We start from the raw sequence: 12,400 nt of genomic DNA, 5'->3' as shown, positions 1-12,400 counted from the left end.
CCTTTCGGTTGGGCCAGAGTCTATCTCAAACTGGATTAGCTGCAGGGGGCAACGTCAGCTTGTATGAGAAGGCCCGTCGCCAACTCGTTGCCTTGGCTGACGAGGGCGGTATCACGCTACGCCAGAACGACAACCGTCTTGCCCCGCGCTTGGCCTTGCAGATTGGGCGCTAGGCCCATGCCCTCCAATTTCGGCGTATGCGCAAGGCTCTGAAAAAGCTGGAGGGTTACACCGCCCGCATCCTGCGCGATATCCGCCGCCAGCTGGAGGAGATTCCGGGTGGCCCCTTGCGCGAGCGCGTTCTGGACACCCTCGTGCTCGTCGGTCGCCTGCTGCATCAGGGCCTCAGGAGCGGCGGCAAGATCAATGCCCTGCATGACCCCGAGCTGGACTGCATTTCCAAAGGCAAAGCCCGAAAGCGCTACGAGTTCGGCATCAAGGTCAGACTGGCCACTCCCATCGACAAGGGGTTTATCCTGAGCATTCGGGCCCTGCCGAGTAATCCCTACGATGTGCACACCTCGTCAGAGGCTTTGGAACAGGTCGCAATCCTGACCAGTATCCCCCGGAACTCGGCAGTCGTGGACCGTGGGTATCCCTCCCCAATCTGAAGTCAGCGACAGGCTGCGGCAAAGGATTGGTGCGCCGCTTCAGTCCGGCAAAGCGAATACTGTAAGCTGACCGCCCAGCGCGGTATATTCGCTCAGCGCTTCGTAGCGACCCACCGCTCCCATGCCGTCATGCGGATTGGTCAGGCCCGCTGCGAGACCAATGCCCGCCCAACCGCCGATTCCGGACAAAACGGCAACATATTGCCTGCCATCCTGACTGTAACTCATCACATTGCCGATGATCCCCGAGGGTGTCCTGAACCGATAGAGCTCCTCCCCAGTCTTGGCATCGACTGCCTTCAGATAGCCTTCGAGCGTGCCGTAGAAGACGACACCTCCTGCCGTGGCGAGCGCACCAGACCAGACCGAGAATGTTTCAGGGTTGGACCAGATGATCTGACTTATTCTGTCATCCCAGGCGACGAAATTACCCAATCCGCCGTGCCCTCCCTGAACCTGGGTCAACGTGGTTGTGGCTCCCACATAGGGCTGGCCTATGGTATAGCGCACCCGAAAGGGTTCAAAATCCATGCACAATTGGTTTGTGGGCACATAGAACAGCCCGGTCTGCGGTGAATAGGCGGCAGGCTGCTGGTTCTTGACCCCACTCATCGACGGGCAGATGCCGGTGATGTTTTCGTCCTCGCCCTGCTGATCGGGCGAATAGTCCGCAACGACCTGCGGGCGCCCATAAGTGTCCGAGGCGGGGTCCATATCAACGCCACTGGTCCAGTTAACCGAAGGATCGTATTTCTCGGCGCTCAGCAGAGCGCCGGTGACACGGTCAAGCGTGTAAGCAAGCCCGTTTCGGTCAAAATGGGTGAGCAGTTTGCGGCGGGTGCCATCGATGTCCCGCTCGGTCAGGATCATTTCGTTGACGCCGTCGTAATCCCATTCGTCATGGGGGGTCATCTGATAGAACCACCGGGCTATGCCGCTCTCTGCATCGCGCGCCATGATGGTCATCGACCAGCGATTGTCGCCGGGTCTCTGCCCCGGGTTCCAGACCGAAGGATTACCAGTGCCGTAATAAATCAGGTTTTCGTCCGGATCATAGGCATACCACCCCCAGGTGGTTCCACCGCCGATCATCCATTGATCCCCTTCCCAGGTATTGGTGCCTGAGTTTGTACCAATCGGTTTTCCCAGATGTGTTGTCTTTTCCGGGTCGACGAGAATGTCTTCGTCCGGCCCCATGGAATAGGCCCGCCAGAGCCTTTGACCATCAGCGATGCTGTAGGCGGTCACATGACCGCGCACCCCATATTCGCCGCCCGCGATACCGACAATGACCTTGTCCCCCACTGGCATGACCGTGGCAGTATTACTTTCACCCTTGGTGGGATCACCGTTCTGCACACTCCAGTCGACTGCGCCGGTTGCCGCGTTGAGCGCAACAACAGTTGTGTCGGCTTGCTGCATAAATATCTTGCCATCTGCATAGGCGACCCCGCGATTGACCGTGTCACAGCACATCACCGCCAGAACGTCCTGCTCCTGTACGGGCGAATAACTCCAAATGATCCGGCCCTCATTGGTCAGATCAAGGGCGTAAAGAGTATTAGGAAACGGCGTGTGCACATACATGACGTCTCCCACAACGAGCGGCCCACCTTCGTGGCCCCGCAGCACGCCGGTGGAAAAGGTCCAGGCAATCTGCAGATCACCCACATTCGCGGGCGTGATCTGGTCAAGCTCGGAATACCGCTGGTTCGCATAGTCGCCGGTCTGTATCACCCATTGACCGGGATCTGCCATCCGCTCAATCAGCGCCTCATTGGCCGAAACCACCCCAAAAGATCCGAAAAATACGACGGATGCGAGCGAAAGCAATGTCTTCATCAGTCCCAAAATCCCCCTCAAACGGCACCCTTACACATATCAGGCCTATGGCGCAGTCCAACGCCGCATGGGCGTCCACCCTAAGGTGATGTAAAAACTGTGGGGGCGGCAAAGGCAACATCCAACATCCAACATCCAAGGCGCAAACAGCTACGTTACGCCCCGTGTGCCAGCCGGAGCCGCCAATCCAGTGTCGCTCGAAGGTTCCCGAACGTTTGGCAGGCTCAGAAAACGCAACAGGCCCGTATTTTCACTCGCGTGATGCCCGAAATCTGTCGCTATTTCCCCATCTGGCGTCTGCCCGCAGACATGATAACACCTGCCAAAGATCGATCGGCACCGGTTTCATGTAAAGAAGTTTAAGATGATCCACCTCAGGCAATCCCCCAAGTGCTGAAACGGCTTGGGACCATCTCTGGCCTGACACTGGTCAGCCGCGTTGCGGGATTGCTGCGCGACCTGATCATGGCGGCCGTGCTAGGCGCGGGTCCTTTGGCGGATGCCTTCATGCTGGCCTTTCGCCTGCCCAACCATTTCCGCGCGATCTTTGCCGAGGGCGCGTTTAACGCCGCCTTTCTGCCGACCTATGCCGCAACCCGCAGCCGTGACGGGGAAACCGCGGCGAACGCGCTGGCCGCCACTGTGCTTGTCTGGCTCGTGACAGTGAACCTCTTGCTGCTTTTGATCGTCATGCTGGCGCCCGGACTGACGCTGGACCTGCTGGCGCCCGGTATTGCAGAGGATGAGTCCGCGCAGACGCTGCAATTGATGCGGATCACCTTTCCCTATCTGTTGTGCATGTCGCTTGTCGCCTTCCTGTCGGCGCTGCTGAATGCCCATGACAGGTTCGCCGCCGCCGCCGCCGCGCCGATCCTGCTGAATCTGTTCATGATCGGCGGGCTGGCAACGGCGCACGCTTTCCCTACCGCCGCACATGCAGCTGCTTGGAGCGTCTTTGCCGCAGGCCTTGCACAGGTGACGCTTCTGATACTGGCCGCGCGGCAGGCGGGGATTTCTCTGCGCTCCCACCGGCCCCAGCTCAGCCCAGCCGCGCGGCTGTTCCTGCGTCGATTGGGACCTGCGCTGCTCACCTCGGGCGCGGTGCAGGTCGCGGTCTTTGCCGATACCATCCTTGCAACTTTCCTGCCGGTGGGCAGCCTGTCACATCTTTATTACGCCGACCGGATCTATCAGCTGCCGGTTGGGGTGATCGGGATTGCGGTAGGCACCATGCTGCTGCCGGATATCGCGCGACGGTCCGGGGCGGGGGATGAGAGCGGCATGCGGCGCGCCGCAAATCGCGCGCTGCGACTTTGCCTTGATCTGGCTGCACCACTGACGGTTGTGATGATTTTGCTTGGAGAGTGGATCATGGCGGTCCTTTTCGTGCGCGGCGCCTTCGACCTTGCCACCGCGCAAGCATCTGCGCTGATCCTCTCCGCCTATGCGCTTGGGCTGGTGCCAGCGCTGTCGGTCCGCGCTATCGTGTCTTGTTTTCAGGGGCGCGGGGATCTGCGCACCCCTTTGCGCGTCCTTGCCCTGGCCACGATTGTGAACCTCGCGCTCAAACTCGCACTGGTAGGATGGCTGGGCGCTGCGGGTTTGGCGCTGGCAACATCGGTGGGTCTTTGGGTCTATGTCGGGACGCTTTTCGTGCTGGCCATGAGAAGAGGGTTCGTTACGATCACACCCCGTGATATACTGATCTCTGTCGCCCCTTCTTTGCTCACCGCCATCGCGCTCTATGCCCTGCGGGAGCCGCTGTTGCACTGGACCACGACACTGGTCGGCGGCTGGGGCATGACGCTGGCGCTGATGATCGCCGGGTTTGGCGCGCTTGGCGCCGCACTTGCGATGCGGCTGGCCTTGGGCAGGTTTGTCTAAGGACCTAGCAGCGCGCACCTTTGGCAGCATTCAAAATGCTCTCCTGAGACCGGGCATTTGAAACGAAATTATTTGTCGCCTTCGTGCACGCTTGTGAATGATGCAAGGGCGGCGTGCTTGCCCGTGCTGAGTGTGGCTGCTAGGCAGGCCATACATCACAAAACAGGGCAGAAGATGCGCACAGCCATCGGGACAAGCGACTACCACGTCGGGGGCGAAACCTTTATCAACCGACATATCGACTTGCTGTTCGGTGGTGACACGGTGGTGCTCTGTGGCCGGTTCAACGGAACAGATCCCTATGGAAAGGCGATCTTTGAACGCCGCGCGCCGCTGAGCGGCGCGGATAGGCTTGCCCTGCCCTTCTGGACCCTTTGGAACCTTGCGCAACACGCAACGTCCCGCCTGCCTTTCGGCAAAGGCAAACGGGATCTGGCGGAATTCCTGCGCCGTGAGCGGATCGAGGTCATTCTGGCGGAATTCGGCACACAGGCGCTGGCGCTGGCGCCGATTGCGAACGAACTGGGCATCCCGATTTTCAGCTATTATCGCGGCACAGATGCGTCCAAGGCACTGCGCTCGCGCCGCATCCAGACCGCCTATGCCAAGATGATGCCACGGCTTGCCGGGGTGTTTTCAGTCTCTCAGTTCCTGCTCGACAACCTCGCGCGCCACGGGATCCGACATGACAATGCCCATGTGATACCGTCTGGCGTCGATGTGCGCCGCTTTGCCCCCACCGACAAGGACGCACTGTCCTGTCTCGCTGTTGGACGTTTTATCGAAAAAAAGGCGCCGCTGATCACCCTTCGATGCTTTGCCGAGGCAACGTCCGGCACAAATGCGCGGCTTGACTTCATCGGCGATGGCCCCCTGTTCGAACCCGCACGCGTGCTGGCAGCAGAACTTGGCGTGGCGGATCGGGTGACGTTCCACGGCGCGCAGAGACACGACTTTGTGCGCGAGAAGCTGCAGCACACACAGTTTTTTCTGCAACATTCGGTGACAGCCGCAGATGGCAATACCGAAGGCCTGCCCACCGCGATTCAAGAAGCGATGGCGTGTGGCTGCATCACCGTCTCGACCCGTCATGCAGGCATCCCCGAAGCGATTGATGAGGGGAAAACAGGATTTCTGGTCGACGAACATGACACGGATGGCTTTCGCAATGCGATACGCAAGGCTCTGACTGCGGACAACGTACCTGAAATGGCGGCAAGTGCCCGCGGCGTTGCTGAAGAGCGGTTCGACAACGACATCCTGCTGCATCGGCTTGAGGCGCAGATCCGCCAGACACTGGGACGCTAAAGGTGGCGCTGTACCGGGTTCTGATCACGCTCTTTGCTATATGGCAGCTGGCGCGGCTGGTGCTCGCACGCGACTGGTCGGCATTGTCAGAGCGGCGCGGCGCAGTCCGCCCCCTAATCAGCGGCAATCATCTGTGGCTGCATGCGGCATCGAACGGCGAACTGACTTCCGCCCGCTCGCTGATCGTTGCGCTTCGGGATGCGCGTCCCGATCTGGCGCTGCTGATCACCTGCAACAGCACAACTGGCGTGACACTGGCCCGGGGCTGGGATCTGCCCGGCGTTTCCGCCCATCTGGCGCCGCTGGATCTGGCGTCGATCGTACGACGCGTGATGCGGCAATGGCAGGTTGTGGCCCACATAACGATGGAGGCGGAGATATGGCCAAACCGCGTGCTGCTGTGCCCCGGTCCCGTTCTGGTACTGGGCGGGCGGATGTCGCCGGGTTCTGCCCGAGTCTGGGGTCGCGCTGAAAAACTTGCACGCAATTTGCTGCAGCAGGTGGCGTTTCTGTCAGCGCAGGACAGCGGATCACGAGACAGATTCCTTCAGCTGGGATTACGCCCCGAAGCATGTGGCCCGGTTGTCGACCTGAAGGCACTCTACACGCCCCCACCCGGACAGACGCCCGACTCAGAACTGCGCCGCGCCTATCCGCGGGACATCACATGGCTTGCCGCGTCAACCCATGCGGGCGAGGAAGAGGTGGTGATTGCCGCCCATCTTGAGGCGCGCAAGATACGGCCCGATCTGCGGCTCATCATGGCCCTGCGTCATCCGGGCCGCGCAGACGAGGTCGCAGGACTGCTGCGCACGGCGGGACTGAACTTTGACCGCCGCTCTGCCGGAGAAATGGGCGCAGAGGTCCTGCTGGCCGATACCATGGGCGAAATGGCCCTGTGGTATGCTTTGGCTGGTGTGGTTTTCATCGGCGGCACGCTGACCGACCGGGGCGGGCATACGCCCTATGAGCCTGCTGCTTTTTGCGCGGCCATCTTGCACGGCCCGGATATCCGAAATCACGTGAAGCCCTTCGCGACATTGGCAAAGTCTGGAGCGGCGCAACAGATTGCTGATGCGCACGGTCTAAGCGCCGCGCTGGTGGCTCTGACCGACCCGGTCAATCAGCGCGCGCAAGGTGTGCTGGCTCAGGACGCACTACGGCAGCACACCGGTCTAAAGGGGCTGATGGCGCGCATGCTCCCCCTCCTGCCTAGGGGATAGGACTGTTGCCGCGATGCCAGCCGTCGACATCTGACCTTAAGCGTTTCTTGAAGTCTCAGCCTGACTGTTTATCTAGAAGCGATAAGACAGACGGGACGTTTGCATGATCCAATACAGCCTGAGATGCGAAAGTGACCACCGGTTCGATTCCTGGTTCCAGTCCGCAGATGCCTTTGAGAAGCTGCAGAAAAGCAGGCTGATCAGTTGCGCTGTATGCGGCTCGATCTCTGTTGAAAAGGCGATCATGGCGCCGCGCGTGAATCATGCGACTTCGAAAGCCGAGCGACCGCTGAGCGCCGCCAAATCCCCGGCAGAGCAGGCCATGGCCGAGTTTCGCAAACATATTGAAGCAAACTCCGACTATGTAGGCAGCGATTTCGTGCGCGAGGCCCGCGCCATCCACGACGGCGATGCCCCCGACCGTCCCATCTGGGGGGAAGCGCGCGACGACGAGGCAAAAAAACTGATCGAGGACGGCGTGCCGGTGGCACCCCTTCCCTTTCTGCCGACGCGCAAGACCAACTGACACAGCAACAGAAAGCCCCCCATGACAGTCCTGATCACAGGCGCCAACCGCGGCATTGGCAATGCGCTCTATGCCAAATTCTCGGAACGTGGGGAAGAAGTCCTGGGCACAGCCCGGGATGCGCACGGATTTCTGTCCCTGGATGTAAGCGACCCGAAGTCACTCCATGCGCTGGCACGCAAGATCGAGGGCAAACCGCTGGATCTTCTGATCTGCAACGCGGGCGTCTATCTCGACAAGGGGCAAAGTCTGGCCGACGGCTATCCGCCGCAGATGTGGGCCAATATGTTCGCGGTGAACGTGACAGGCGTGTTTCTGACCGTTCAGGCAATGTTGGCCAATCTGCAGCTGGCAAAAGGTGCGAAGGTGGCGATCATCTCGTCGCAGATGGCATCCTCCGAACTGGCCCCGGGAGGAAGCTATATCTACCGTGCTTCAAAGGCGGCGGCGTTGAATCTGGGCCGGAATCTGGCGGCGGACCTGTCAGGCCTTGGCATCGCGGTCGGGATCTATCATCCGGGATGGGTGCGCACCGATATGGGCGGGTCAGCTGCGGCGATTGCGGTCGAGGACTCTGCCGCAGGACTTGTGCAGCGGTTCGATGCCCTCAGCCTCGAGACGACGGGCTGTTTTGAGACGTTTGACGGGAAGGCGCATCCCTATTGAGGGTCACTGACCCTGCTGACTTTCCGGCGGCCATTTCTACAGCCTGGGCAAGCCGGAATGGTGCTTTCGTTGGCGCGCTATTCGCCGAGGATGCGGATTTCGTGAATGTCGTGGGGTTGTGGTGGCACCGACGCGAAGATATTGCGCGGGCGCATGGGTACGCCCTGAAATCGTTCTTTGCTGAAACGCAGCTGCGCCCAGGGGTCATCCGGGTGCGTCCTCTGGGAGCAGATCATGCAGTGGTCCATTGCCGCTTTCACCTGTCAGGCCAGATGGCACCGGATGGCGGCATTGCCGGTGACAGGCAGACCGTGATGAGCTTTGTTCTGGAGCGGCGAAACAATGTCTGGCTGGGCCTGTCCGCGCAGAACACAGATGTGGTACCGGGCACCGAGACCCATGTGAATGCGGATGGGTTTGCTCCGGCGGATTATCGCGGCCGATGAGTGGCATAGCACACGTAAGTACCGCCGGCTCCAACACCCGAACCCCAGAGTATTTTTGGATAGATGAAGTTTGGATAGATGAAGTTAGTCTGGTTCAGGAAAGCAGCGGCTTTAGGTTTGCGCGCCCTCTTGCGCTGGTGAGTTGCCGGGCGTAAAGCACCTATCGATTGTGACCCCGGGAGAGTCTGATGCCCGTTCTCGTAATGAAATTCGGCGGCACCTCTGTCGCAACGCTGGATAGGATCCGGCGGGCGGCAAAGCGTGTCGGGCTGGAAGTGGCCAAGGGCTATGACGTGATCGTCATCGTGTCGGCCATGTCGGGCAAGACCAACGAGCTGGTCGGCTGGGTGAATGAGACCTCGCCCATGTTCGATGCCCGTGAATATGATGCTGTCGTCAGTTCCGGCGAGAATGTGACCGCAGGCCTCATGGCGCTGACGCTGCAGGAGATGGATATTCCCGCACGCAGCTGGCAGGGCTGGCAGGTGCCGCTGAAAACTACCTCAGCGCATAGCTCGGCGCGGATCGAAGAGATCCCGACCGACAATATCAACCGCAAGTTTGGCGAAGGCATGCAAGTGGCCGTGGTCGCAGGCTTCCAGGGGATCAGCCCCGAGGGGCGGATCACTACACTTGGCCGAGGCGGATCAGACACAACCGCCGTCGCTTTTGCAGCCGCATTCGATGCAGAACGGTGCGATATCTACACAGATGTGGACGGCGTTTATACCACCGATCCGCGCGTCTGTGACAAGGCACGCAAGATGGACCGGATCGCCTTTGAAGAGATGTTGGAACTGGCATCGTTGGGCGCGAAGGTCTTGCAGACCCGCTCGGTTGAACTCGCAATGCGGTACAAAGTCAGGCTGCGGGTGCTGAGCAGTTTCGAGGAACCGTCGGACAATGCAGGCACGCTGGTCTGCGACGAGGAGGACATCATGGAAAGCAATGTTGTGGCCGGTGTGGCCTATTCCCGCGACGAGGCCAAGATGACGCTTGTTTCGGTCGAGGACCGTCCCGGCATCGCGGCGGCGATCTTCATGCCGCTGTCCGAGGCAGGTGTGAATGTCGACATGATCGTGCAGAACATCGCTGAAGAAGGCCGCACGGACATGACCTTTTCCTGCCCAACCGAACAGGTGAAGCGGGCACAGAAGGCGTTGGACGATGCAAAGGCCAAGGGCGACATCAGTTTCAACGAATTGGTAGCGGATACGGGCGTTGCCAAAATCTCGGTCGTGGGGATCGGCATGCGCTCTCACACCGGCGTAGCTGCAAAGATGTTCAAGGTGCTTTCCTCTGAGGGCATCAACATCAAGGTCATTACAACTTCCGAGATAAAAATTTCCGTTCTGATCGACCGGAAATACATGGAACTTGCTGTGCAAGCCCTGCATGATGCGTTCGAGTTAGAAAAAAAAGCCTGAGGCCGCTGCGGCCCGGGCAGGGTTTATGGGGTATGTGAATGGCTGACCGCGCGGAGAGCGAAAGCCGCAAATTGCTCGGGCGGCTGCGTGACACCATGGCCGAACAGGCCGCGGGTCAGGAGCGGCTGGATAAGATCACCCATCTGACCGCAGACTCCATGGGCACCGAAGTGTGCTCGATCTATCTGTTCCGGGATGACGAAACGCTAGAGCTCTGCGCCTCCGAAGGCCTGAAGGCTGAAGCCGTACACCAGACCCGCATGAAGCTGGGCGAAGGTCTGGTGGGGCGTGTGGCACGCACCGGCCAGCTTATGAACACCGCCGATGCGCCGTCCCAGCGCGGGTTCCGTTACATGCCAGAGACCGGGGAAGAGATCTATTCCTCCTTCCTTGGTGTGCCGATCCAGCGTCTTGGCGAAAAGCTGGGCGTGCTCGTGGTACAGTCCAAGACCGCGCGCGAATACACCTCTGATGAAGTCTACGCGCTGGAAGTTGTGGCAATGGTCTTGGCCGAGATGACTGAACTTGGCGCTTTTGTCGGCGAGGGCGCGGCTCTGTCTGCGCGACATACACAACCTGTGCTGCTGCGGGGCACAGCGGGTCAGGAGGGCACCGCCGAGGGTCATGTCTGGCTGCACGAACCCCGCGTTGTTGTGACCAATCTTGTAGCGGACGACCCCGTGAAAGAAAATGAAAGGCTGAGCGCCGCGGTAGAAACCCTAAGGGTCAGCGTTGATGATCTGCTGGCCGGGGCGGCGGATCCCGAACAGGTGCAGGTGCTGGAAGCCTACCGGATGTTCGCCAATTCCAAGGGCTGGATGCGCCGGATGGAAGAGGATATCGCCCGCGGGTTGTCGGCCGAGGCAGCGGTTGAAAAAGAGCAGTCTTCGGCTCGTGCGCGGATGAGTCAGGTGACCGATGCTTACTTGCGCGAGAGGTTGCAGGATCTGGACGATCTGTCGAACCGCCTGCTGCGCATCCTGACCGGTCAAGGCAAGGAAACGGGCGCTGACATGCCCCGCGATCCCATCCTGATCGCGCGTAATATCGGCCCCGGCGAACTGCTGGAATATGGCCGCAGCCTGAAGGCTATCGTGCTGGAGGAAGGGTCGGTCGGATCACATGCTGCCATCGTGGCGCGGGCTCTGGCGATCCCGCTGGTTGTGCATGCAGGGCGGATCACGAATGAGGCGCTGAACGGCGATCACGTGATGGTAGATGGAGATCAGGGCATCGTGCATCTGCGGCCGGACGAAACGGTGGTCAGCGCTTTCCGAGACAAGATCGCAATGCAGGCGCAGGCGCTGGAACGATATGCCTCCATCCGCGAAACACCCTGTGTGGCACATTGCGGAAGCCGGATCGAACTGCATATGAATGCGGGCCTTATGGCCGACCTGCCTAGCCTTGTGTCCTCGGGCGCCGAAGGGGTTGGCCTCTTCCGTACAGAGCTGCAGTTTCTGGTGCGCAACCAGATGCCGCGCCGCACAGAGCTGGCAGTGCTGTACAGGCGGGTGTTGAATTCAGCAAAGGGCAAGCGGGTGGTGTTCCGAACGCTCGACATCGGGTCGGACAAGGTATTGCCCTATATGAAACCCAATGACGAGCCAAATCCAGCGCTGGGATGGCGGGCAATTCGCGTCGGCCTGGACAAACCCGGCATCCTACGGATGCAGTTGCAGGCGCTGCTGCGCGCTGCTGAGGGCGGGCCGCTGACGGTGATGTTCCCCTTTGTCGCGCAATTCGAGGAATACCGTCAGGCCCGGGCCGAAATGGACAAGGCTCTGGAACGTGAGCGTATCCTGGGTCATCCGATCCCCTCATCCTTGTCGGTTGGCGCAATGCTGGAAACACCCAGCCTGGCCTTTGCCCCGAAGAAATTCTTTGAAGAGGTCGAATTCCTGTCAATCGGCGGGAATGACCTCAAGCAATTTTTCTTTGCCGCCGACCGCGAAAACGAAAGGGTACGGCGCAGATACGACACACTGAACGTCAGCTTCCTGAGTTTTCTGGAAAGCATCGTCGCGCGCTGCCGTGAAACCGAGACCCACCTTTCCTTTTGTGGCGAAGATGCTGGCCGTCCGATTGAGGCGATCTGTCTGGCAGCAATCGGGCTACGGTCGCTATCGATGCGCCCAGCGTCGATAGGCCCGGTGAAACATCTGATGATGCGCACCAATCTTAAGGATCTGCGGGAAGTGATCATGAATGCAAAAGAGCGCGGGGATCAATCCGTGCGTCCGGCTGTCATGACATATCTGCGCGAACGCGTCTGAGCCTTCACACAACCAGGCACCCGGGCCATTCTGGCGCCGAGTGCCTGTATCCCGCACGTTTTATGCAGGCAGAGGTATTGAACCCCGCGCCCCACCTGACCAGTCGTCGCCCCATTTATGCAAATTTCGCATCTGCAGAGTGACAAGCGCATTAACGACGTAAAATGGAACGCGGGAAAGCTCTGGTTCCC

General features: G+C 60.0%; 9 protein-coding genes and 1 pseudogene. 9 read left to right on the top strand and 1 reads right to left on the bottom strand.

The genetic code is table 11. The features are described 5' to 3' along the window. Positions 1–596, top strand: a pseudogene (locus tag P775_RS27690) (transposase family protein); the annotation flags it as partial. Between the two features lie 54 nt (positions 597–650). Here the strand turns inward: P775_RS27690 and P775_RS21095 are convergent. Continuing rightward, positions 651–2,453: a methanol/ethanol family PQQ-dependent dehydrogenase gene (locus P775_RS21095; RefSeq protein WP_099912844.1), complete on the bottom strand. Its 1,803-nt coding sequence runs from the start codon at positions 2,451–2,453 to the stop codon at positions 651–653. Between the two features lie 390 nt (positions 2,454–2,843). On the opposite strand from P775_RS21095, the gene murJ reads away from it, so the two are divergent. The 8 genes from murJ to ptsP all read left to right on the top strand — a co-directional run bounded on the left by murJ (position 2,844) and on the right by ptsP (position 12,209). After that, positions 2,844–4,337, top strand: coding sequence for a murein biosynthesis integral membrane protein MurJ (murJ, locus tag P775_RS21090; RefSeq protein WP_099912843.1), 1,494 nt, complete (start codon positions 2,844–2,846; stop codon positions 4,335–4,337). A gap of 174 nt (positions 4,338–4,511) precedes the next feature. Further along, complete coding sequence (locus P775_RS21085) at positions 4,512–5,645, top strand: glycosyltransferase (RefSeq protein WP_099912842.1); 1,134 nt, start codon at positions 4,512–4,514, stop codon at positions 5,643–5,645. A gap of 2 nt (positions 5,646–5,647) precedes the next feature. Further along, complete coding sequence (locus P775_RS21080) at positions 5,648–6,868, top strand: 3-deoxy-D-manno-octulosonic acid transferase (RefSeq protein ID WP_099912841.1); 1,221 nt, start codon at positions 5,648–5,650, stop codon at positions 6,866–6,868. Between the two features lie 103 nt (positions 6,869–6,971). Beyond that, positions 6,972–7,394 (top strand): DUF1178 family protein, encoded by a 423-nt coding sequence (locus P775_RS21075; protein ID WP_099912840.1) that lies wholly within the window; start codon positions 6,972–6,974, stop codon positions 7,392–7,394. A gap of 21 nt (positions 7,395–7,415) precedes the next feature. Beyond that, on the top strand, positions 7,416–8,060 hold the full coding sequence (locus P775_RS21070; protein ID WP_099912839.1) for an SDR family NAD(P)-dependent oxidoreductase: 645 nt from the start codon (positions 7,416–7,418) through the stop codon (positions 8,058–8,060). Further along, a complete protein-coding gene (locus tag P775_RS21065; protein ID WP_099912838.1) occupies positions 8,057–8,506 on the top strand; it encodes an SgcJ/EcaC family oxidoreductase in 450 nt (149 codons plus the stop codon). The genes P775_RS21070 and P775_RS21065 overlap by 4 nt, the downstream gene beginning before the upstream one ends. A gap of 188 nt (positions 8,507–8,694) precedes the next feature. Next, the gene (locus P775_RS21060) at positions 8,695–9,933 is read left to right on the top strand and encodes an aspartate kinase (protein WP_099912837.1); all 1,239 of its coding nucleotides are present in this window, start codon (positions 8,695–8,697) and stop codon (positions 9,931–9,933) included. Between the two features lie 38 nt (positions 9,934–9,971). Continuing rightward, entirely contained in the window at positions 9,972–12,209 is a 2,238-nt protein-coding gene (ptsP, locus tag P775_RS21055) for a phosphoenolpyruvate--protein phosphotransferase (RefSeq protein ID WP_099912836.1), read from the top strand. Positions 12,210–12,400 lie beyond the last annotated feature (191 nt).

Source organism: Puniceibacterium antarcticum (genome assembly GCF_002760615.1).
GTDB classification, from domain to species: domain Bacteria; phylum Pseudomonadota; class Alphaproteobacteria; order Rhodobacterales; family Rhodobacteraceae; genus Puniceibacterium; species Puniceibacterium antarcticum.
The sequence above is the reverse complement of the archived record's forward strand: the minus strand, read 5'-3'. Positions and strand labels throughout refer to the sequence as shown.

What these genes read in the sequence shown, in the direction of transcription:
- P775_RS21095 (WP_099912844.1), bottom strand. Translation starts at nt 2,453, where the DNA reads ATGAAGACATTGCTTTCGCTCGCATCCGTCGTATTTTTCGGATCTTTT.
- P775_RS21085 (WP_099912842.1), top strand. Translation starts at nt 4,512, where the DNA reads ATGCGCACAGCCATCGGGACAAGCGACTACCACGTCGGGGGCGAAACC.
- P775_RS21075 (WP_099912840.1), top strand. Translation starts at nt 6,972, where the DNA reads ATGATCCAATACAGCCTGAGATGCGAAAGTGACCACCGGTTCGATTCC.
- P775_RS21070 (WP_099912839.1), top strand. Translation starts at nt 7,416, where the DNA reads ATGACAGTCCTGATCACAGGCGCCAACCGCGGCATTGGCAATGCGCTC.
- P775_RS21060 (WP_099912837.1), top strand. Translation starts at nt 8,695, where the DNA reads ATGCCCGTTCTCGTAATGAAATTCGGCGGCACCTCTGTCGCAACGCTG.
- ptsP (WP_099912836.1), top strand. Translation starts at nt 9,972, where the DNA reads ATGGCTGACCGCGCGGAGAGCGAAAGCCGCAAATTGCTCGGGCGGCTG.